Annotated in this window: 14 protein-coding genes; 9 read left to right on the forward strand and 5 right to left on the reverse strand. The window is 66.9% G+C overall.

From position 1 onward, the window contains the following. Positions 1 to 56: 56 nt before the first annotated feature. The gene (locus tag ABZ803_RS13805; protein ID WP_357036796.1) at positions 57 to 503 is read right to left on the reverse strand and encodes an SRPBCC family protein; all 447 of its coding nucleotides are present in this window, start codon (positions 501 to 503) and stop codon (positions 57 to 59) included. A 629-nt stretch (positions 504 to 1,132) separates the two neighbouring features. Here ABZ803_RS13805 and ABZ803_RS13810 point away from each other — a divergent pair. Both ABZ803_RS13810 and ABZ803_RS13815 read left to right on the forward strand, forming a co-directional pair. Next, a complete protein-coding gene (locus tag ABZ803_RS13810) occupies positions 1,133 to 2,080 on the forward strand; it encodes an alpha/beta hydrolase (protein ID WP_357036799.1) in 948 nt (315 codons plus the stop codon). Positions 2,081 to 2,472: 392 nt separating this feature from the next. After that, entirely contained in the window at positions 2,473 to 3,498 is a 1,026-nt protein-coding gene (locus ABZ803_RS13815; protein WP_357036802.1) for a hypothetical protein, read from the forward strand. A 104-nt stretch (positions 3,499 to 3,602) separates the two neighbouring features. Here the strand turns inward: ABZ803_RS13815 and ABZ803_RS13820 are convergent, their stop codons facing one another. Next, on the reverse strand, positions 3,603 to 4,172 hold the full coding sequence (locus ABZ803_RS13820) for a hemerythrin domain-containing protein (protein WP_357036805.1): 570 nt from the start codon (positions 4,170 to 4,172) through the stop codon (positions 3,603 to 3,605). Positions 4,173 to 4,718: 546 nt separating this feature from the next. On the opposite strand from ABZ803_RS13820, the gene ABZ803_RS13825 reads away from it, so the two are divergent. The 5 genes from ABZ803_RS13825 (at position 4,719) to ABZ803_RS13845 (ending at position 18,134) form a co-directional block, all read left to right on the forward strand. Then, the gene (locus ABZ803_RS13825; protein WP_357036808.1) at positions 4,719 to 6,074 is read left to right on the forward strand and encodes a 2OG-Fe(II) oxygenase; all 1,356 of its coding nucleotides are present in this window, start codon (positions 4,719 to 4,721) and stop codon (positions 6,072 to 6,074) included. A 571-nt stretch (positions 6,075 to 6,645) separates the two neighbouring features. After that, a complete protein-coding gene (locus tag ABZ803_RS13830) occupies positions 6,646 to 10,659 on the forward strand; it encodes a DUF6603 domain-containing protein (RefSeq protein ID WP_357036811.1) in 4,014 nt (1,337 codons plus the stop codon). Further along, positions 10,656 to 13,004, forward strand: coding sequence for a hypothetical protein (locus ABZ803_RS13835; RefSeq protein ID WP_357036814.1), 2,349 nt, complete (start codon positions 10,656 to 10,658; stop codon positions 13,002 to 13,004). Before ABZ803_RS13830 ends, ABZ803_RS13835 begins: the two co-directional genes overlap by 4 nt. Then, entirely contained in the window at positions 13,001 to 16,801 is a 3,801-nt protein-coding gene (locus ABZ803_RS13840; protein ID WP_357036817.1) for a hypothetical protein, read from the forward strand. Before ABZ803_RS13835 ends, ABZ803_RS13840 begins: the two co-directional genes overlap by 4 nt. A 16-nt stretch (positions 16,802 to 16,817) precedes the next feature. Beyond that, positions 16,818 to 18,134, forward strand: coding sequence for a hypothetical protein (locus ABZ803_RS13845; RefSeq protein ID WP_357036820.1), 1,317 nt, complete (start codon positions 16,818 to 16,820; stop codon positions 18,132 to 18,134). A gap of 133 nt (positions 18,135 to 18,267) precedes the next feature. Here the strand turns inward: ABZ803_RS13845 and ABZ803_RS13850 are convergent, their stop codons facing one another. From ABZ803_RS13850 to ABZ803_RS13860, 3 genes are all read right to left on the reverse strand, one after another. After that, positions 18,268 to 19,077: a hypothetical protein gene (locus ABZ803_RS13850; RefSeq protein ID WP_357036823.1), complete on the reverse strand. Its 810-nt coding sequence runs from the start codon at positions 19,075 to 19,077 to the stop codon at positions 18,268 to 18,270. A 167-nt stretch (positions 19,078 to 19,244) separates the two neighbouring features. Beyond that, complete coding sequence (locus ABZ803_RS13855; RefSeq protein WP_357036826.1) at positions 19,245 to 19,544, reverse strand: hypothetical protein; 300 nt, start codon at positions 19,542 to 19,544, stop codon at positions 19,245 to 19,247. A gap of 471 nt (positions 19,545 to 20,015) precedes the next feature. Further along, complete coding sequence (locus ABZ803_RS13860) at positions 20,016 to 20,981, reverse strand: acyl-ACP desaturase (protein WP_357036829.1); 966 nt, start codon at positions 20,979 to 20,981, stop codon at positions 20,016 to 20,018. 744 nt (positions 20,982 to 21,725) lie between these two features. Here ABZ803_RS13860 and ABZ803_RS13865 point away from each other — a divergent pair. Both ABZ803_RS13865 and ABZ803_RS13870 read left to right on the forward strand, forming a co-directional pair. Continuing rightward, complete coding sequence (locus ABZ803_RS13865; RefSeq protein ID WP_357036832.1) at positions 21,726 to 22,172, forward strand: CBS domain-containing protein; 447 nt, start codon at positions 21,726 to 21,728, stop codon at positions 22,170 to 22,172. Between the two features lie 583 nt (positions 22,173 to 22,755). Then, entirely contained in the window at positions 22,756 to 23,085 is a 330-nt protein-coding gene (locus ABZ803_RS13870; protein WP_357036835.1) for a metalloregulator ArsR/SmtB family transcription factor, read from the forward strand. Positions 23,086 to 23,242: the final 157 nt, after the last annotated feature.

Below are 23,242 nucleotides of genomic sequence, written 5' to 3' on the forward strand. Positions count from 1 at the left end.
GCCGGGTCGCGCCTGCATTCCTATCGGTGGTGCAAACGCCTCGATCAGCCGTCGTTCTATTCCGTCACGTTGGCCGCATAGGCTGCGAGGTCGTCGGCCATGCGCTGCATCACGCGGGGAAGCACGAAGGGCATGATCCAGCCGACACCGGGCCGCATACGCCAGCGGCCGTGCCAGACGATGTTCGTGCCGCCCGCAGCGGTCGGCTCGAGTTCGATGACAGCTCGGTAGTCCTTCATCGCGAAGTTGAAGGCGTCCTCGTACGCCATGCGACGCTCCGTCACCAACTCTGTGAGTCTTTCGCCGGTGACGACGCGGCCGGTGCGAAACGCCCGAACCGCTCCGATGTCGTCGTGGCCGCGCGGATCGAGACCGCTGGAGCGTTCTTCGACCAATTCGTCGAGCCCCGCGGACCACCGGGGCCAGCTGCGACCGTCGATCAGAAGCTTCCACACCGTGCCGACGAGGGCGGGGGTTGTGGACTGTACCCGGTAGTGCGGCATGTCGTGCCCTTTCTTCGTTGTCGGTCGGCGCGATCCGCGCAGCGCGGCCGAAGAGGTGGTGAGTCGGGTCCTGGCCTTCGGCCGATGCGCGCGGGGCGGCCGGGCAGGCTTCGAGTCCGGCGCCGAGGAAGGAGGTCGGTACGTCTGGCATCGACCTGGGCTCCGTTGCGGTTCCGCTCGGGGCGAACCAGGACGCCGTCCTCGACGGGGGCATCCTTGCCCTTCGCCGACACAGCGGCCCGGCAGCTGTCCGAATGCTACCAATGAACGACGAAACCCCGTGAACATCAATCGGTTTCGGCCGTCTCTCGATATGACCCGGCGGAATGATCACTGTCTGCGCCGGATTGCTTCCGCATGGCAGCAGACAGCGGAAAGCCGCGGTGAATCCTTTCGGGTCGTCGGCATCTCTTATAGCCCGAACGACCACTCAGCCGGGTGAGCAGCACGCAGAACGCAGTTCAAGGCATCCGGCTGGTCCCCCCTCGACCCCGCCCGTCCGAAACCATAAGGGAGCCGACATGTCCGCTTTTCACCCGTCGCAGCCGACAACGGCAACACCCGACCGCGGGCCGACGCCCCGCCGAGGCCGGCTCGCCTGGCGACACCCGACACCGACCCTGGCCCTCGTGACGGCCCTGGCCAGCGGCATGCTGCTGATCGCTCCCGCCGCTGCCGGCGCCGCCCCCACGGCCGGTCGGCCCGCCCACACCGACATCGACTCGACAACGGCTGATCACCTCGATCGGTCACCGTCGTTGACCGCACCCACCCACGTCGTCACCGTGGCCGGGTTGCCGATCGCCTACCGCAGCTTCGGGCACGGACCGACTCTCCTGCTGACCCCATGTCTCGGATTCAGCATGGACGACTGGGACCCGGCGCTGCTCGACCGACTGGCCGCGACCAATCACGTCGTCATCTTCGACTCCGACGGCGTCGGACGGACCCCAGCCGGGTCCTCGGTCGTTTCGACCGTCCCGCAACTCTCGGATCAGGCCACCGGCCTGATCCGGGCTCTGCACCTGAACCGCCCCACCGTTGTCGGCTACTCCCTAGGAGGATTCGTTGCGCAACGCATGGCCGTGGACCATCCCGATGACGTCGGCGCGCTGATCCTGATGGGTACCGGCCCCGGTGGAGTACAGCAGGTGCTGCCCGACCTGCCTGCTCTGGTCCGGGGCATGCCGGCATTCGACCCGCTTGTGCCTGCCGACCAGGTCATCCCGCTGTACTTCAGCGGCCACCCCGATGCCCTGGCTGCGTGGAGTCGACGAACAGCTCTGCGCCCCGATCGGGTCGGGGTGGACCTGACCGGCCTCAACCGTCAACGCGCCGCGATGACCGGCTGGCTCGTCGACCCCACGACCAACGTCGTCAGCAGCCTGCCCGCCCTGCGGCTGCCCACCCTCGTCTTGGGCGCTGAAAACGACGAGCAAGAACCCGCTGCCAACTCCAGCGTGCTACACAGCTACATCAACGGTTCGGAATTGCTGATCTACCCCGGGCTCAGTCACGCGTTCCCCTTCGAAGCACCAGAGCGCGTCGCGGAAGACATCGCGCGGTTCGCTCGGTAGCAGCCCGGACAGCGGCGGCATGAGCACGAGGCTGACGGCGCAGTGCCGCATGACGCCGCCCTCCGGATGTAGCCCGGCTCGGCTCCGCGAAGGTGCCGCCGTGTCCGCCCCCTCCGTGACGGCGGTCGGCTCGAGAATCGTGGCGTCGGCGACAGCGTCCCGCGACTGATGCGGGCGGACGACCTCGAGCAGGCCGCCGTCCTGTACGCCGAGGCGTCCCGCGCCACCACCGTCGCGCCTGAGCGCCACCAGCTCACCCGCGCGGCAGTCGCTGCGTCACTGAACCTGGTCGCGGCAGAGCCACATTTCGACCTGGCAGTCCCTGCCGAGGCCCTGCGCTGCCGATGCGGTGATCGGCAGTGGCGCAGCAGATGTCGCTCTACGCTGAGTACATGGTCACCATCATCGGCGGAGGAATCGCAGGGACGGCTCTCGCCGGAGCCCTCGGGGGCGAGGGCATTCCGACCCGGGTGTACGAATCTCAGCCATCGGTCGGCGCCGGTGCGTTCCTGGTGCTCGACGACCGTGCGCACGCCGCGCTCACCGGCCTCGGCGTCCCCGCCGACCGGCTGGACGAGGTCGCTCATCCAGTGGATGCCCTCCGGGTCGAATACCAGCCGCGCGAAGCGCGTTTCGGGCCGAGCCGCGGTCATCGGCTGTACCTGCGCGCCGAACTCATGTCGGTGCTGACCGAATTCGCCGCCGCTACAGCGGCGGAATTCCATTACGGCACCGCGGTCACCGATGTCGACCAGGGTGTGCTCTACAGCGGCGCTACCCGGCTGCCTACCGACGACGTCGTCATCGCGGCCGACGGCATCGACTCCCTCGCCCGCCGCCGGATCGAGCCGGAGCGAACACCCGAGTACGCCGGGCAGATTGTGTTCTACGGCCGTACCGAGCGAGCCCAAGCGTTGCGCACCAAGAGCACGGTGCTGCATTTCGACGGCCGGATCGATGCGGACGGCCGCCCGGCGGGCGCGTTCGGCCATTTTTGGGACGAAGGACTTTCCGTCTGGTTCGCCAGAGTCACCCGCCCGCCTCTTCCCGTCGAGAACATCGGCTTCCATCCGGTAGCGGAGTGGGCGGAACTCATTCGAACGGTCGCCCCGGGCGTCTCCGACGTGGTAGATCTTCTGTTGGCCGAGACGGAGACCGTGCATGTCTCCAACGCGCGCAACGTCCCCTTCGCCGCCGCCGCTACTCCTCGGCTGCCGGTGATCCTGTGCGGCGACGCGGATCACGCCATCACACCCGCTGAAGGAGTCGGGGCGCGGGACGCGATCGAGGACGCGGCAGCCATCTTTCGCGCACTGTCCACCGGCTCCTCCCCCGCGGATGCGATGGCGGCCCGGCGGCGGCAGATCGCCGCCGATCGGCAACGGGTCGTTCCGCCCTATCGCCGCACCGAGAACTAGACGTCCTCGCCGCTCGAGTACGCGTTCTGCGGCGGATTCACACCCCTTCGGCCGAGGGGTACGGCGCTGGAGGTGCGGGCGCCATCGACTGCCGCGGCGCGACGTCAGTTCCGCTTCAGGGTGCCGACATTCAGTGACCCGCTCGCAGTAGTCGGCAGCTTCCTCTCCGCCGCCCTGACATAGCTGACGGGATCTTTGTCGACGGGCTCGACGCCTGCGTAGTTCCGCGCTTCGTAAGCGGCGAAGGCGACGGCCAGCCGATGGCGGCTCGACAATCCGGCCAGCCTGCGGAAGTCGGTGAGTCCCTCGCGTTCTTCCTCGGCCATGTGATCGCTGTTGGCCGAGTTCGCTGCCGCGACGGCCGCGTACCAGTCGGCGGTGCCGGCCTGATGACGCGCCACTTCGGCGATCGCGTCCCTGATCTCGTTGTGGTCTCCGATAGCGTCGAGCGTCTCGTCTTCCACCCCGCCCGCGCGCCGGGCGGCGATGCCCGCCTGCAGCAGTGCTGGGTAGAAGATCTCCTCCTCCGCCTGCGCGTGCAGCTCGAGGAAGGCCGCCAGCCTGCTCCAGACCGCGGCGAGCGCGTCGGTCTCCGCGGGGTCGATCTGCTCCAGGATCGCGAACAGCCGCCGCTGCTCATGGTGGTCATCGAGGATCAGCTCGGTAATGTCCACAATTCCTCCCTGATATGTATTTCAGGTCAGTACTGAACGCCCATGTCCCTCAGGGAGCCTGACGATAATCCATCGGGGAGCCGTGACGCCGCTGACGCACCGCCGAGCGATCCCGTTGTCTCCGAGGTCGACGAGCGACAGATGACACCCGATGTGGTCGGCGTCATCGGCGGCACCAACGCGGTGCTACCGCTGCTGCGGCGCTCGGCCGCACCGCGATCGCGAACATGTCCAGCATGTTCGGCTCCCCTACCCCGCAGACCACTCCTGGAGCGAAGCGCGGCGATTGCCATCCGGGTGGGGGTACTGCTCCGGCCGAAGATCGGGCGGTGTTCACGGCAGTGATATTCGTGCTGACCAGCGGGTGCGCGTAGCGGATGCTGCCGCCGTTCTGCGGTAGTGGCTTACCCGCCTACGGTGCAGACCCGGCTCCCGGGACTCGGCTGACGCACAGTCGCGAATGTTCCGAAGGTGCGGCATCGGGGCTGGATCGTCGGTGGGTCCTGACAGGATGCCCGCGAACGTTGTCGAATACGGGAGAAGTGCATGACAGACAAGACTTTACGGGTGATCGGCGAGCTCATGAGTTCGGTGCCGGCGGCGGGTTCATTTGCTGCGCGTCGGACGGGGGCGGCGGAGAACCTGGTGATCGAGGTGGATGGGGTGGGGCCGATCCGGTTGCCGGTCGCGCCGGCTCAGGCGCGGCAACTGTGCGAGGTCGCGCGGCCGGCGCGGTATGGATTGCGCGAGCAAACACTGTTGGACGCGAACGTGCGCGACACATGGGAGGTTCCGCCGGACCGGGTAGCGGTCGACGAGCGGCAGTGGCGCGAGACGTTGCTGCCCATGCTGGACATCCTGCGGGCCGAGCTGGGTCTGGCGCCGGACTGCGAGTTGTCGGCGGAGCTGCATTCGATGCTCGTGTATGAGCCGGGACAATTCTTTCGGCGCCATCAGGATTCGGAGAAGGCCGACGGCATGATCGGCACGTTGGTGGTGACTCTGCCTTCGGCGTTCACCGGCGGTGAGCTGGTAATCGAGCAGCAGGGGACGAAGGTCACCGACCAGGGTTCGCGGGAGGAGCTGTCCTTCGTCGCGTTCTATGGCGACTGCGAGCACGAGGTGCTGCCGGTCACCGACGGTTTCCGGATCACGTTGACCTACAACCTGGTGGCGAAGGGGCGCACCGGCCCGGACGCAGCCGCTTTCGCCAAGCATCCGTCGGTCGCGTTACTGGCCGAGCAGTTGAGCGCGCATTTCACCACGCCGATGGAGCTGTCGACGTGGCCTCCGCACCACGAGCCGGCGAAACGCCCACCTCGTCAACTCGTCTACCTGTTGGATCACCAGTATTCCCAGAACGGATTCGGGTGGGATCAGCTCAAGGGCGGCGATGCTGCACGTGCTGGGCTGATGCTCGCGGCAGCCGACATCGCGGGATACGACACGTCGCTGGCGCTCGCGGAGGTAGAGGACTCCTACGAGGAGGACTACACCTCGTGGATGATGATTAACCGTCAGCGTTGGGAGCGCGTCGAGGACGGGTGGAAATGCGTCGAAAGCGCTGATGTGGAGTTCGATGACGACGGGGAAATGGTGGAGCCTGTGCCCGATGACCCCGCGACCCTTCCGGTGCTTTCGAGCCTTCCTTTGGTCCCGGGATCGGAAGATCTCGGCGACCTGCGCTGGTCGACCATCACGTTGACGTGGCTGATCGACCGGTCAGGGGCCGCCGGTGAGCCCGCTGCGCGGGAGGTCCGGGATGAGGAGTTGTGTACGGGCGGATCGAAGTCGACGTTGGAGCCGTTCGCGTCGGAAATCGAGGGCTACATGGGCAATCAAGGAAACACGGCCAATTTCTGGTATAGGCGCGCGGCGATAATCATCCGGCCCCGTCGGTAGAACGGCTCGGCAACCATCGGCGGCACTTCGACTTGGCTGTCGCCTACTGCCGCCGACTACCTGCAGCAGCTCTGGCTCTGGAACGGGCTGGGAAATCCCATGCCGATGCCGGTGCGGCGGGCGTCCAGATTGCCGGAACACCGGGTGTAGCGGTACGGGCGAGCGCGTAGGACACCTCGGTCTTCCAGGCAGCTTGACGGACTGCCCAGGACCGCGCAAACTGGTTAGCACACCGGCATCGCAGGTGTAATGCATTCTCCGGCAAGCTCTTTCACTTCGTAGCAGCTACGGTCCCCGTCTGCGCGGCGCCGACGGTAACCGAGTGCACCACCACACCGACACGAGCCGTGTCGCCTCCAGACCTCGGAAAGACAGGCGACACCACACGTGAGGGGGAGGACTTACCTGTGGGCAGCGGCGACAAACAGACTCTCCCCGGCACTCCCGATCCGGGCGTCCGCTCGCCTCGCCCTGAGGAGACGGATTCCGGCGGCCCGATGGTCTGTCAAAACGTGATCGCGCAGGTTGGGCAACGACAAGTTCGCGGGCTCGAGTGTCGGGCGAAGAAGTGGTGAGTAGTGAGTCGGAGCTGGACGACCAGAGCTCGATCGATCTGGACGTGCTGGCAGCCCATCTGGCCAGTCTCGGCGACCCACCGGTTCTCGACTGGGCAGACGCCGCGTTGCCCGACCGGTTGCGGAATACGCTCGCCACTTTTCCCGGGCGCAAGCTGGAGGGCATCGCCGGCTCGGGGCGACCACAGATCGACCAGGGGCGTGCCGAGTTGACGCTGGCCCTCACCTGCGCCGCGCAGGCTTGGCCCGCCGAGGCCATGGTGGCCACCACTGTGCACGCTGCGACTGTGACCGTTTCTCGCCGGGGCGAGGTGACGGTCACACTCGACGGTCGATTCGAGGAAATCGTGGTCGTGGTCGCGCTGAGCACGGACAGGTCCGGCGGGCTGACCGCAGCGGTGCGGTCACAGAATGCCGGCGCGTTCACGGTGGACACGCTCGTGGGAACGCTGGCCGGGAACGATGTGTGGCGCGCGGTCGAGAGCGGACTTACGGACCTCGGGCTGGAGCGCGCACTCGGACAGGTCTCAGGTTTCGACTATCGCCTCGGGAAGGACCTGTCGGCCGATCCGGTCGGCTATGTGGTGACGTCCGCGGCGGTGGCCACCGCATTCGCGTTGGGCGATTTCGTCTTGGACGTCGAATTGTGGTTGCCCGACCTCTACCTCACCGGCGGCCTGCGCGAGCACGAACCGATCGGCGTCGCGCAGTTGCTGGGCTCCTTCGGCCTCCCGGTCACCCACGTGCCGACCGACCTGACCGTCGCCGAGTTGGACATCGCCGTCGGCCTCGGCGACACCTATCGGATCACGACGACGCTCACCGGCGATTGGTCTATCGGCCACTTCACTCTGAAGGATGTGTCGGCTTCGATCGCCTACAACACCTTCGAGAAGTTCGTGGCCCGGTTTTCGGGCACCGCGAGGCTCGGATCGGTTCCCGTCGCCATCAGCGCGGCGAAGCCCTCCGGTGCCGACGGCGGCTGGACCTTCGAAGGTGGGATACCGGCCGACGACGAACTCACGATGGGGGCGCTACTCGAGCACATGGGTCTGACCGGAGCGCCCAAGCCGGTGGAAACCCTCGCGCTGAGCAGTCTTTGGTTTTCCTACACCACCGGCAGCGGCCGATTCGCCGCGAGTTGCCGGGGCGAACTGGAGATCGCCGACGGCATCACGGCATCGGTCGGCATCGCCATCACTCGCGACGAGACCGGTACGCGGTATGAGGGAACGCTGTCGGTGGGCGAGCTGGAGTTGGACCTCTTCTTCGATGCCGAGCGCGGCATGGACGCCTTCGTCGCCACCTATCGCAACGCCGACGGCGGCGCAGTCGCGTTGCGGGAGTGGGTGGCCGCCGTGTCCACCGATCTGGCGGCGGATATTCCGGAGAGCTTGCGGGTCGGGTTGACCGATGCCAAGTTCGTGCGGGTGAAACCGGCCGCCGGACCTGCGGTGTTCGCGGTAGGTTTCGATCTGTCGGCCGGTATCGATCTCGGCAGGCTGCCACTGATCGGTGGGTTCCTGTCCGAGGTGGGCGCTCTCGGTGTGGACAACCTCCAGATCCTTTACAGCACCGCGGCCATCGATGCCACGACCAGTGCGGCGCTCGATGCCCTGCTCGCTCGCGCGAAGGTGGTGCCGCTGCCGAGCGTGGGCCTGACCAAGGGCCTCGCCGTGCAGGCGGTGTTGCGGATCGGTGCGAACTCGACACCGGTGGCGCTCGGCTTACCCGCCGCATCGTCCCAACGCTCGCCCTCCAATACACCCTCGTCCGATGCACCGGCGCCCGATATACCCACCGATCCGCCCGGATCGGTTCCGGCTATCCCGAATAGCCCTGCACCGCGGGGCACGACCAGCGTGTGGCTACAGGTACAGAAGCAGCTCGGGGTCCTGCACGTGAACCGCGTGGGCGTGCTCTATCAGGACAATGCGCTGATGTTCGCGCTCGACGCCGCGGTCACTCTGGGGCCGCTGAAGTTGTCGTTCGACGGCCTGGCGGTCGGCTCACCGCTGGACGAGTTCGTCCCGACCTTCAGCCTGTCCGGGCTGGGCGTGGCCGTCGACACTCCCTCGGTAACGATTTCCGGTGGCCTGCTGCATGTTCCGAATCCGGCCGCCGGGATCGAGTTCCAGTACGACGGCACGGCAGTCATCGCGAGCGAGTCCTTCGCTCTGGCCGCGATCGGCTCGTACGCACAGTTGATCGGCGGGGATCCTTCGCTGTTCATCTTCGCTCAACTGAACGCCGAGCTGGGCGAGCCGCCGGTGGTGGTCAGCGCGCTGATGGCTGGTTTCGGGTTCAACCGCGAGCTGGTGGTTCCCACCGCGCGAGAAGTGCCGAACTTCCCGCTGCTCGCCCTCAACGGTCAGGGTCAGGAACCCACCCACGTCCTCGACGTGCTGGAGGGCCGCGCCCAGTCCGCGCCGGGACTCCCGGCACGGCAATGGATTCCGCCGAGCCAAGGCAGTTACTGGCTGGGCGTCGGGGCGGAGCTCACGCTGTTCGAGGTGGTGAAGACCAAACTGATGCTCGTGGCGGAGTTCGGCCACGAACTGATCTTCACCCTGCTGGGCACCGCGACGCTGCAACTTCCGCTGGCCGGCCGGTCACCACACCCCTACGTCTACGCCGAGCTGGGGCTGCAGGCGTCTCTACGTCCGGCCCAGGGCACCCTCACGGCGCAGGCCCAGCTTTCCGACGCCTCCTATGTGCTGGTGAAAGACTGCCATCTGACCGGCGGATTCGCCGCCGCGGTGTGGTTCGGGCCCAATCCGAACGCCGGGCAGTTCGTCGTCACGCTCGGCGGCTACCACCCGAGATTCGACCGCCCGTCCTACTACCCCGTCGTGCCCCGGCTGGGTATCAGATGGGCCCCGAGCACCGCGGTGTCGGTCGCCGCCGAAGCCTATCTGGCCGTGACACCGTCGTGCGCGATGGCAGGCGCCAGGCTGGATGTCGTGTTCCACGAGGGTCCGGTCCGGGCCTGGTTCACCGCCCACGCCGATCTCGTGGTGTCCTGGCACCCGTTCGGTTTCGCCGCCGAGATCGGGGTGTCCATCGGTGCGTCGGTCCGCATCGACGCGTTGTTCTTCCATGGGACGCTCAGCGTCTCGGTCGGGGCCCGGCTCACCCTGTGGGGGCCGCCGACCGGCGGTTCGGTGACCGCGCACCTGGTTGCCTTCACCGTCACCATCGGTTTCGGCGCCGATCCCGACCAGGGTCAGGTCACACCGCTGGACTGGGCGCAACTCGCGGGCATGCTGCCCGAGCGCGAGGAGGTGGTCACCCTCACCCCGGTGAGCGGTCTGGATACCACGGTGCCGGACACCGGCGCGGGTGAGCCGAGCAGCGGCGGGCGGCGGTGGCTGATGCGTGCCCGCGACCTGCGTTTCGTCACCGGATCCGCGATTCCCGCCAGCCGGCTGCGGATGGGCGACGAACTGGTGGAGACCGGCGCCGACATCGACGTGCGGCCCATGAATCAGACCGGCCTGACGGGGATGCACCGGCTGAGCGTGCGGCATGAGGACCGGCCCGTCGAGGGCTGGACGGTCACCGCCCGAAGACAGAATCTGGCCGCGGCGCTGTGGGGTGCCCCGCCGGTTCCGTTCAGCCACCGGCCCACGGAACCCAGCGCTGACACCGTCGCGGATCTGCTGGTCGGATGCGCGGTGCAGGCGCCACGGCCGGTGCTGGCGGACTCGCGCGGGGTCTTCCCGCTGAGCGAGTACGACGCCGAGGAGATCCCACCCGGTCTGTCGCCGTTGCCACTGCATCCCGAACCGAACGGCGACCACGTCTTCGCACCCGATCCGGCCGCCGTGCGGTTGGTCGCCGACGTCGGCACCGATCCGGTGCGAAGCCGACGCGATCAGGTGTACGCGGCGCTCGCCGACGCCGGACTGTTCACCGGTCCCAGCGACGGACTGACGGAATTGGCCTCTGGCGTGGGTCACCTCTACAGCCAGGCGCCGATGATCCGGAAAGCGAGTAACCCGACATGAGTTCGAGCCCGGCCCATCCCGCGCGCGACACCATCCCGATCGGCGATATCGAACTGCACGACAACTACCTGCCCGGCGTGACGGCCGGCGATTACACCGTTGAGGTCACCCACGACCTGAAAGCGGGTCCGGACGGGCGGTCGATCACGGACGGGGCGTTGCGAACGGTGCAGCGGTTCACCATCCGCGGTCCCCAGATAGCGATCGACACCGGCGCGGTGCTCGCTACCCAGCCGCCGGACGGCGGCACCGGGCGATTCGCCGAGGTCCTGCCCCATGTGGTGCTCGGTGACCCCATGCTGCCGTGGGAACGCGACATGAACGCCGCGCCGGGCACTCCGTGGCTGGCGCTGCTCGTGTTCACCGACGACCAGCTCGTCGGTGCCACCGCGGACCCGACCCGGGCGCGCTCCGGGATCGTGCAGGATTTTCTGGCCCCTGACCCGGCGGTGCGCAAGCCGGCTGTGGTCCTGGAGGCCGACATCGCGCCGGACGCGCCGTGCCGCTACATCCAGGTCACGGCGGAGGCGTTCCGGACGGTCGCGCCCCGGCTGGACGAGGCGCGCTGGCTGACCCACTGCCGTGGCGCCAATACCGGCGACCGACCCATTCTGGGTATCCAAGAGGACGGATTGTTCTCCGTGGTCGTCGCGGGCCGTTTCCCGGCTGTGGGCCCGCCGGGGTCCGCCGACGCGGTCAAGAACATCGCGCACCTGGTCTCATTGGAAGGCCACCAGCAGATCCTGACCGAGGATCCCGACTTCGGTGGTCACACGTCGGTGGCGCTGCTGTCGTTGTGCAGTTGGACGTTCTGGTGTCAGGCCGACCGGAGGATCGACTTCCGCGAACTCGCCGAGGGGCTCGCCCACGACCCGCGCTCGGGCGCACCGGCTGCGCGCGAGCAGATGTGGTTGCGGCTGCCCAACCCCTATGCGCGGACGAATTCCACCGATGCGCGAGGTCAGGTGGCTCGCCGGATCGATGACGGCTACGCCCCGCTGCCGTATGTGACCCGGTCCGGTGAGAGCACCTACGGCTGGTACCGCGGCCCCTGCACGCCGGTCGTGCCGGTCGTCACGCCGCAGGCGAGCACCGCCACCACAGCGGACGCCCTCATCGGCTACGACCCGGTCTGGGGGAGTTTCGATCTGTCGCTCGCGACCGCGTTCGAGACCGGCCGAGCGCTCGCTGTCGCCGATTCGGCGTTCGCCCAGCAGCTGACGAGTTTCAAACGTGCGGCGCGGACGCTGGTCGACACCCTGCACCACCGGGAGATCAGCGCCCACCTCCCGGACGCGGGTGACAGACGCTCGGAGGTCACGTCCGCGCGCGCGGCGTTCGGCGCCATGCTCGACGGCCGGCTGCTCGCCGTGCTGGGTGCTCCGGCACCCGCGCCGACCCAGCCGTGGTCGCCGCCCACCCCCGATGCGCCGCCGAGCGATCCGGCACAAGCCCTGGCGGAATTCCTCCGCTCCGCCGACACCCGGGCCGCGCTGGAGCAAGCGCTGCGCGAGGCCCCGCTCGCCGACGAACTCGCCCCGATCGTGTCCTGGCTCGCGCAACGACTACTACTGCAAGGCATTCCGTTCACCCATCTGGTGCCCGATGAGCGGATGCTGCCGCCGGAGTCGTTGCGCTTCTTCCACATCGATCACACGTGGCTGGACGCGCTGGTGTCGGGGGCGTTGAGCCTCGGTGCGCAGTCGAGCCGTGACACCGTCCAAGACCAGATCATCGGCGCCGCGGTCCGTGCTGCGGCAGCTACGCAGGCCACCACCCATCGCGAGACGCTGCGAGCCGCCGATCCACGTACCGGTACGGACGAAGAAACAGCGGCGGCACCACAGATCTCGGGCTTGCTGCTGCGATCGGCGATCGTGTCCGGATGGCCGAATCTCGCTGTGCGAGGCTACGATCCGGCGGGCAGCCTGCTGCGGATACTGCGGCTGGATCATCTGTCACCGACCGTGCTGCTGTGCCTGTTCGACGGGATCCCGCACACGGTCGAGCTGGCCGAACCGCAGGAAGGATTCCGGTTCGGCGTCGATGACGACGGCCTCATTCCGCTGCGCAACCTACGGCCGCACGACTCCTCGCACGGCCTGGAGCTAGGGGCGCCGTTCGACCCGGAGATCACCTTCCCGGTGCTCGACCACCTGCGTGGCGACGACGGCTGCCGCGTGCTCGCGCCGACTTCGCTGGTGGCCGCACTCGGCCGGGCCCTCGACACCGCGCACGGGACCTCCGTCGGCCCGATCACCCCGGCCGATCTGGCCCTGCAGATGGTCAGGGTTCCCGAGGCGATCCGCTTCACCGGCCCCGCCGATCAGACGAAAGGCCGGTGACCATGCGCCCTACCCTCGTCGTCCCGATGTCCCTCGACGCCCTGGTGATCACCTCGGCCGTCGTGGGCGAGAACACCTTTCGCATCTGGCCGCGGACCTACCGAGCTCTGGAAGACTACGCCAGTCCCGAACCCGACGAAGGCGACCGGCAGATCGAGGATTCGCAATTCGCCGCCCCGGGAGTCCATCTGCACTGGACACTGCCACGCGGACTGCGTCACGGAACGCAGGACCCGAACACCGGGCGGCTGCGGTACCCGGTGGTCCCCAACCGCTGGCTGCTCACCCGTTTCAGCGGGACCACCGACCGCCGGGTCAAGGCATGGGTGATCGAAAGCGACTGCCCGCACAGCACATACGCCCGCCGGCAAGGCCACGACGCGGTGCACTCCAGCGACTTCCTGGTCGACCAGAACACCATCGACACCTGGAAGGCCAGCGCCGACCCGTACCGCAATCAGGTCAAACCACGCAAGCCGGAACCGGGCTTCTACCAACTGCCCATCGGGCTCGCCTTTCCCGCAGACACCCCCGGGGAGTGGTTCGAACGCGCGGGTGATGATCGACTGTTCCTGACCGCCATGGGTCCCGCTGATCCGTATTTCCCCACCTATGTCCCGCACAACAACAACGTCTTCTCCTTCATCGATGACCTCACCGACCTCGGCGGCGCGGACACCCTCGGCTATCACCTCGTCGGCTGGTACTCCCACCCCGACGACGATGTGCTCGCCCCGCCTTCCGGCACCTCCTACGCCGAAGTGCTCGCGCAGCTGGGCTGGCAGGATCCGCGGCTGACCGGAGACCCCCGCCACGACGGTGCGGTCGAGCCGGCCACCCGCAGCATTTGCACCGGCCAGGTGCTGTCCGTCGCCTGGGCCCCCGACGCCACCACCGCCCCGTCCGACGACCCGCTGCGCCGAATCCGCGATGACGGCAGGATCGACGTCGCCATCGCCAACACCACCGAAGACGCCTTCGCGGCACTATCCGGTCGTGCGCTGGAGGTCGCCGGTCACCCGCCCACCGCCGCCGACATGCAGTTGCTGCGGGCCTTCCTGCACGGTCTGCTGCCGCTGGCCGACGAGAAGGGCGGTGACGCCCGGATTCGACGCCGCATCCACGGCGGATGGTTCGCCGCCTCCGCGGGCGGCCACCGTTGGACCGTGACACCCCCGCCTGCCGCGGACGACACCCCGCAGTCGTTCGCCGCACCGGTGTGGCTCGACACTCTCAACGACGATCAGCGCGACCTGGACACGCAGCTCGGCGAATTGGCCTCGCTGCAATGGCGATTGAACGCGCTGTGGCTCAAGAACGGCATCTTCGCCAATCTGCTCGTCCCGCCTGCCGACGCACCCGGCCAGCAGCAGATGCAGGATCATCTCGACCCCGGCATCGACGGTTCCCTGGCCCAGCGGGTTCGCCGCAAGACCGCCATGGTCCGCGACCAGGCCGCCAAGGTGCCCCAGCCCGACCCGGGCGGCTCGCATGCCGAAGCCCAGGACGCGCTACGGACCTCGATCACCGCCTTCGCCACGGCCAAGGGTCTGCCGCAAGGCGCCACCCTGAAGGCAATACCTCGAACTCCCTTCTGGCAGAGCAACAATCCGGTCGTCACAGTGTCGGGAGTGCTGCCACCCCCGGACACCGCCGACGCCGACCAGCCGCTGCCGGTGCGGCCGGTCACCGCTGACACCTCCAGCCTGATCGCCGCCGTGACGATCAACGGAACACCGGTCACCGTCACCCCCGGTCACGCACCGATGCCCGAAATCCCCAGCAGCGCCTCTCTTCCGGACCTGCTGGGTGCGTTGCTCGCCGAGTTCTTCCTGCTGGATGCAGATAATGCCGCCGCCTTGGCGACCGCCACGGGCCTGCCCGCCGACGACGTGACCGCGACCCTCACCGCGCACCGGCCCGACGACTACACCGGCACCCTGCCCGCCCTGGGCCTGACGCCCTGGAGTCAGCCCTGGCAGCCGGTGTTCATGGAATGGAAGGCGGCCTATCTCCCCATCCCCTACAGCGTCGGCGCCCAGCGCTGTTGGAGTTTCGACGGCACCGACTACCGCTTCACCCCCGGCGCCGCCCAGTTGCGGTACTCCCTGGACGACATCGTCGAGATCGGCGGGATCTCGGGCCTGAGCCCGCACCCCCGGTCCCTCTTCGCCGCCCGTCTCGAGAAGTACGTGGCCGACCACGGCACTCCCGATCAGGCCGACCGGTTGGACGGGTGGCTGGCCGATATCGGCGAATGGAATTTCCTCGCCCAGGAATTGACCGGGTTCAACGAACGCCTCGCCGCCCGCGACATCCGCGCCTCCCGCCGTCCGACACCCAACGACGAGGACTTCCCCCACATCGCCGGGCTCGCCGGATATTCGGACGCCGCGACCGAGGACGGCCTGCCCGCCCGCTACCTCGACCGGGTCCACAGCGTCCCGTACCTGCCCGCCGGAAGCGACCCGCAGTTCCAGGAGATCCGGCAAGGGCAGATCTACCTGTCGCAACTGTTCCTCTACGACAAGTTCGGCCGGGTGCTGGACGTCGTCAACTCCGACACCGAATACGGTGGGCTGCACGATCACCGGAACTTTCCGCTGGTCGTCGACGATGCCTTCGCCACCGCGACCTCGCTCGCCCCGAAGGTCGCGGCCGTGGCCCAGTTGCCGCCGCGTCCCCTGCAACCGGCGCGGCTGGACTTCGATCTGCTCGACGGCATGACCGCCCGCCGCATCGTCGGCACCGGGGCCGAGGCCAGCCCGATCGGCGGGTGGCTGCTACCCAACCACCTCGACCGCAGCTTGTTGCTCTACGACCCGGCAGGCTTACTTTTGGGCACCTACCGGCTGGTCAGCACCCGCGACGGACAGATCGGACAGTGGGAACCGCCACCCGACGGCACGATCACCGGTCTCGACCAGGTAGCCGCGCGGGCACCGGTCGTAGCCGGGCTCCTCGGCTCCTCACGGCTCGCCTCCGCGGCGAACTTCACGGCCTTCCTCGATGCGATCGACTCCACCTTGTGGACCACCGACCCGCTCGGCGCCCGCGCCGACAAGAACCTGTCGGTCCTCATCGGACGGCCGCTGGCGCTCGTACCCGCGCAACTTCGACTGTGCCTGGACGGTCCACCGCTGTTCGACACCGGCTGGGCCGCAACCCTCGAACCGCCACAACCGCAATTCACCGATTACCAGTTCGCGGTGCGGCTGGGCGACCGGCACGCCCGTGACGACGGCCTCATCGGCTATTTCACGGCCGACCGGCACGGCGCTTATCAATTCGACCGGTTCAACAGCGTGACCGAGCCCGACGACCGGCAGGACTTCCTCACCCAGATCGGCCCACTGGGGCCCTGCGAGGCGCCATCGGACGCCAACTACCTTCAACTGACCTTCGGCGACCCGGCTCCGACCGCGCTCCTGCTGCTGATGGACCCGCATGCCAGCGTGCACGCCGTCGCCGGCATCACGCCCACCGCCGAGGTCGCCGTCGCGGCCGACCATCGAGATACGCCGCTCGCTCATATCGAGGCCCTGTTCCGCTTCGGGCCCATCCTCACCACCTGCCACGGTCAAGGCACAGGTGACGGATCCATCACCTTCCCGCGGCCCGCCGAAAAGCATGGCAACTGGACCTGGTTGCATCCCGCACTCGGGAACACCCCCTGGACCCCCTACACGCTGGCTCCGACGACACCGAACGCCCAATTCCCGGACGACCCCACGACCCTCCAAGACGGCCTGCTCCGGTTCACCACCCACCTCGACGACTACCCCGACCCCACCTGAGAAGAAGGGCACACACATGACCGAGCAGCCATTGTTGAACTATCAGCCCTCGACCAGCCCGTCACCACTACAGGCCGGAACCAAGGACACTCCCGGTCACGCCCGCATCGTCATCGCTGTCACGCCCCGCAGCCAACCGGTCTACTGCGAAGAGATCCAGATCGCCGTTGCCAGCGAGTCCGAGGGCGGCGCTCCCTATTTCACGGCCAAACCGGCCTGTTCGTGCACCCCCGAGGGCAAATGGGAGGTCTTCACCGCCGCGGCGGAGGAGGAGACCACCGGCGACAGCGCCAGGGGTCCTTATCAGTTCACCTTCAAGAACACAGCCACAGACGATGATGACGATACCGATCTCATCGACTACCCGATGAGCATCATCCTCACCGGCCCCCTCGGAACCCCCACCGGCACACTGACCTGCGCCATCGGCGAAAAATCCACCACCGACAACGAGATGCGCCACAAGCTCCGACAGAGCAAAGTGGACATGCTTGTGGAACCGCAGCCTTTCTACCTGCGCAACTTCATCACCCACAGCCCGAGCAGAACCTCCGTTCCCCAAACCAGATTCACGGCGGGAGACCCGGTCGATTTCACCTGGGAAAGCAACGGCACGTCCTTCACGCTCTACGACGGCGACGGCACCGTGCTCTACTCGGGCACGGACACCCGCGTCATCCTCCCCGACGGCGGCACCACCGACGCCGGGCGCGCATTCGCCCTCGCCTGCGACACGACGTTCACGCTCGTCGCCGAATACACCGCCCACGGTTTCGAACCCACCTACCTGAATGCCCTGGTACCCATCACCGTCACCAACCCGACCGTCGCCGCGCTGACGGTCAGCGGAACTCTCTCCGCCAGAAGCGATCTCAACGTCTCCGACGGCCTCGTCGTCCAAGGTGATCTGCAAGTCCACCGGACGGCCACGGTCGATCAGCAACTCACCGCCGCCGGAGGAATCTCCGGTGGTTACAACGCCCTCGCCGTGCGCAACGGACTCACCGTCAACGGCCGCACCACCCTGAACTCCGACTGCGACGTCGAAGGATTCCTGTCCGCCGGCGGAGACATCCGCGTCTCCAACGGCGGTACCGAGAAACTGACCACCAGCGGCACCAACGGTCTCCAGGTCGACGGCGAACTGACCTCCGACGGGAAGGGAGTGGTCCGCTACAGCGATGACGTCGCCATCACCGGCGGATACGGTGGAGAGCATCTGTATGTGAACGACAACGATGCCCACCCGGACCAGTACAGCCGCCACGTGTACGTCATGCGTCGGGGCTACGGCGCATCACTGGCCACTTGGAAGATCGAACCCGATTCCTGACTTCAGGCCCAGATCCCGTCACCCGACCCACCACCGACTTCGCGGATCCCAGGAGGAACGGCCGTCGCGGTACCGGGCGATCACACCGTGACAGCCGGATCGCCCTGAATTCCGACCGTGGGATCGAAGGTTGCTAGGACCGCCACCTGGCACCGTCGACGCCCAAGACCTCGGCGGCCTGCCCCGCGGAGACTTGCGCGTTCTCCCATTGCAGTGAGTCGACGCCTCCAGCGGCCTTCTTGGTGTAGTTCTGCCAATCGGTGACCACATCGGCGAACGGCGGGGTCTTCCATTGCCCGTCACCCCATTCGAACCCTGAGTCGAGACGGAGGGTTTGTGCTATCCCACCTTCCAAGTTGCCGCGAAACTTCCGACAGAACGAGTCGAACCGCGCCATCTCCGAGGTCATCCTGGCAACAAGGTGGAAAGCGGCCGTCGCATTGTCGATGCCGACATCGGGTCCGCCCTGGCCCCTCGTCAGAGGGAACAAGTAGGTGTAGAGAACATCGAGGCTTCGGAAGAATTGCCGGCGATTCAGCATGGGCTCGGCGGCGGCGCCACCGTACTCCGACGGGATATGAGGACCTCTCTCCCGGCCCCCCAGGTACATGCTGAGAGCGGGCAGCTCACTCAGCCGAGCCGCTGTCCAAGGGGCCCTCTCTTCCCCCGACCACGCCGCCATGAACGACCAGGCTCGATCGATCGTCCAGCCCCGCAGATAGAGGTTCTGCTTCTCGAAGCACAATCGAATAATCGGATTGTCACTATCCGTGACGAGATGCTCCGAGTGGCTCAACCTGATGGCAACCCACATGAACCTCTCGGCTCCGGCGGCGTCGAACTCATCACGCAAGTGTTTGATCATCTCCATATACGCCTTGGGACCGAACGTCCGTTCCCACCACGTCGGACGACGGAGGTCATCCGGGCTCCACTTCACCATGTCCAACCTCCACGAATCATCCGGCCACCAGCTCATGCACCCCGTAACGACACCACACGAGACCAACCCACCCGGCTGCGAAGATCGCACCCACCGCGACGCTCCCGCCGTGCAAGCGCTCTCTCGGCGATGAATGCCGCGCGAGCCGGTGGGTGCGGTTCAGCGGTTCAGTCCTGGTCCGGATATCCCCATTCCAGATCGATGTCCGCCTCGGGCGCGATACCGCGAATAACATCTGTGACGTCGCGTTCGAAGATCTTGCTCCACTCGCCGAACCCGCGGACGATGATCGGGCCGTTCTCGCTGGATGCCTTCACCCAGGGCGGGTTGTGAAAGACGCTCACCAGCATCCACGAGTCGATCCCGTGCTCCTTCAACACCCTCTCCACCGCCACCTCGATGTTGTCGGCTTCCGCTGGAGAGGAGAGCTTTTCGACATACAGCGAGAGGTGAATGTTCACGGACATGAGCGATACCCTTCTGCGATCCCGGGCGGCCAGCTGCCACCAGGCGAGTAGTGCGCGTCCTCGGCATCGAAGCCGCCACGTTGACCCAGCCTTCCGCACAAGCGATTTGACGTATTCTCGCGTCCCCTCCGCAGCCGCGACGCGTTCAGGGGTGGTCGGATCACACGGTTCGGCGAGATCCGCAGTGTCGGGGTCGGAATCATTATCGCAGTGATGAACCTCGAGAACGAGGCGACCATCACCGGCACCGGAGCGTCCCGACCTGACCGGTGCCCAAAGGGATCCGGGTCGGAGGGAAGCACACAAGCCGCTGTCCCGCGAAGATCACGGCCACCATCGTTTCAACGACCTCTTCAACGGCAGTAGGCGCAACGCACACCGAGGGATTCGATCCCGCATGACGGCCTCCGACAACCCACTTCGGGGCCGGCCACAGGGTCGGAGTTCTGCTGGTGATGATCTCCTCTGGCGTTACTGTGCCACGCGGCTACGTTCACGCTCCAAGGCACGGGCGCGCTGTTGTTCGAAGCGCGGGATTCGTACCTGTTGCAGGTCGTCGAGGAATGCGGCGAGTCTGTCGCGCGCTTGCTCGCCGCGTGCTCCGAAGTCGTCGCGGTCCATGATGTTCCACTGCCTGACCACCGGAAGCAGCACTTCCTCCAAGTGCTGGCGCAGGTCGTAGACGCCGTGTTTGGCCATCAGCACGCCGTTGCGGCGGAAGTCGGCCATGCCCGCCCCTGGCATCCGGAAGTTCTCCACGATGGTGTCGATAGCCTCCATCGCCTGATCGGGTGCCAAGTCCAGGGCGGCACCGCAGATGGTGCGGTAGAAGATCATGTGCAGGTTCTCGTCGGCGGCGATGCGCTGCAGCATTCGGTCGGCGATCGGGTCGTCGCACACCCGGCCGGTGTTGCGGTGGGTGACCCGCGTGGCCAGTTCCTGGAAGCTGACGTAGGCGACCGAGTGCAGGAATCCGGCGCCGCTGGCGACGTCGTTTTCACTTGCGCCGGAGGAGAATCCATTGGTCATGTGGGCCATCCTGGCCGCTTCGAGAGCAACCGGGTCCACGCTGCGGGTGACCACCAGATAGTCACGGATCACCGTGCTGTGCCGCATCTCCTCGGCCGTCCAGCGGCCGACCCAGGTACCCCAGGCACCGTCACGGGAGAAGTTCTCGGAGATCTCGCGATGGTAGGAAGGCAGATTGTCCTCGGTGAGCAGATTGGTGATCATCGCGGCTTTCGCCACGTCGGTGAGGGAGGACTGCTCGGGAGACCAGTCGGCGCCACCGAGCATGGCGAAGTTTCGCCCCTCGTCCCATGGCACGTAGTCGTGCGGGTTCCAGTCCTTGGCCATCGACAGGTGCCGGTGCACGCAGTCCTCGGCGATCGGTTCCAGTTCGGCCAGAATCTCGCGCTGCGTCAGGTCCCGTGCCAATGCTGTTGCCTGCCTCTCTTTTCCGGTGCTTCGAATCGGTCGGCATACACAGCACCACTGCCCCTCAGGCGGCGCACAGGGTCGAACGCCCCGAGAACCAGGGACCGAGTACCCGTTCATCCGATGACTGCGACAGCGCCGGGTCGCTTCTCCCCTGTCCTGATTTCGGCTGTTTCACCTCCCTCCTCCCGGTCAGCCGGACGACAGTGCCGATAGTCCCGAACGGCAGATACCCGGTGGCGCCCGGACGATTCCGGCGCGGCGACATTTGCGGCCCTTCGGCCTGCGAGGACCAACGACGGCAGTCCAACGATTTGCGAATTCTTACGCTACGAAGGACAGCTGATTTCCGAATCCGGAAAGCGACAGACATGGACCTGCCATACCGCGAGAACCCGCATCTGCTGGCGACCGCACCGGTGGTCGTCGGCGCCGACGGTTCCGAAGCTTCAGAGCGCGGCGCCGAGCCGGCGGGCCGGGCGCACTCGATGGCGTCGACCGGCGCGTATTTCGGCTCTGTATCGGCGACCCGACCATGCCGTACCGGCCAGGCTGCAATGAGTCATCTGCTCGGTATTCAGCAGACCGGTCACCGCCGCCGCGCCGGCCCGCATCCGAGCGCACCGGGTGGTCAGCTCTCGATACGGGCCGCCGCCAGATGACCTTCTGCCCTGTCGATACGTCCGCCGACGTCGAATGATGATGAGTAGTGAGTAGGCCGTCCGGAATAGAAGGAGTTGCCTCATGACAACGGTGCAGGCCATCATGCGGCCCGATGTACGGCACATCAGTGTTCGAGAGACTATGGAAGCAGCCGCCCAGAGGATGCGCCAACTCGATATCGGCGCGCTGCCGATCTGCGACGGCGAAGGTCATCCCGTCGGCATTGTCACCGATCGCGATATCGTCGTGAAGGTCGTCGGTATCGGCGCGAATCCGAAGAAGACCACCGCCGGAGAGTTGGCACAGGGCGCCGAACGGCTGCACACCGTCGAGATCGGCACCGAGGTGGACGACGCGCTGACGCTCATGCGGCAGCACCGGGTCCGGCGGCTCCCGGTCACCGACAACGGAGTCCTGGCCGGCATCATCACCGAAGCCGATCTGGCCCGCCATTTGACCGAGACCGCCGTCGGTGAATTCGTAGAAGCGGTCTGCGCCGCCAATCTGCCCACCACCGAGGACGCGTGAGGATCTGTCACCTCGGCGCGCGATCTACGAATCGATGTTCGGCAATACCGCGGCGAGCGCCGATGCCATCGCACGGGACTTTCAGCCCTCTCGGCTGTGCCCGAGCAGTGCCAGACAGCAATGAGAACCCAATCACGGCAAGGAGTGTTCAACGTCCGCCACGCACCGCTGTATGTGCTAGCGGCGGCTGTCGGAATCGCCGCGCTGGTCTTGGCCGGCCTGCCGGTCGTCACACTTCTGGTACTTCAGGTCGCCGCGGCTTGCCCGCTGCTGGCGATCGCCCTGAGCCGACCGCGAGATCGCCGGACGGGATAGCTCCGCCTGCCCCCGCAGACCACGGCTCCTGCTCTCGGCGAGTACGAATCCCTATGACGCGCCCTGCACCCGCTCACCGACTCGTGGGGCACCGGCCGGGATATGCACGCAGCGGACACGCCGCAAGCAGAGGCGCTACGAACATGAGCACGCTATCCGGCGTCTGCGGATTGGTGCCGTCGCCGGAGTTATGCTGTTTGCTAAAGTTCGCAATCAGTAGGCGGATGACCGTTCCCGAACGGCCTGCCGGCGGAAGGGAGTGGCTACCATGCCAGGACTGAGCAGGCCGCTGTATCAGATGAAGGCAGACTTCTTCAAAACCCTCGGCCACCCTGTGCGTATCCGCGTTCTGGAGTTGCTCAGCCAGCGCGAGCACACGGTGTCGGAGATGCTGACCGAGATCGGCGTAGAGGCGGCGAACCTGTCGCAGCAACTGTCCATTCTGCGGCGCGCCGGCCTGGTGACCGCCCGCCGTGAGGGCTTGTCGGTCACCTACGAACTCGCCACCCCCGCGATCGCGGAACTGCTCGCCACCGCCCGCGCCATCCTCACCGGCGTGGTCGCGGGCCAGGCCGAAGCCCTCGAGCACCCCGTGTAACCGGATCGCACCGCATTGCAGGGGCCGCATGCGCCAGCTGATTGCATATTTTCTAAACTAACAATATTGCGTCTTCATGAAGGAAGGATCTCTCGTGACTCACCCCGTCACCACCGGTACGGTGTCTGCGCCGGCGCAGGTGGACGACAACACCGCG

The sequence above is a fragment of the Nocardia sp. NPDC047648 genome (assembly GCF_040642815.1).
Lineage (GTDB): Bacteria > Actinomycetota > Actinomycetes > Mycobacteriales > Mycobacteriaceae > Nocardia > Nocardia gamkensis.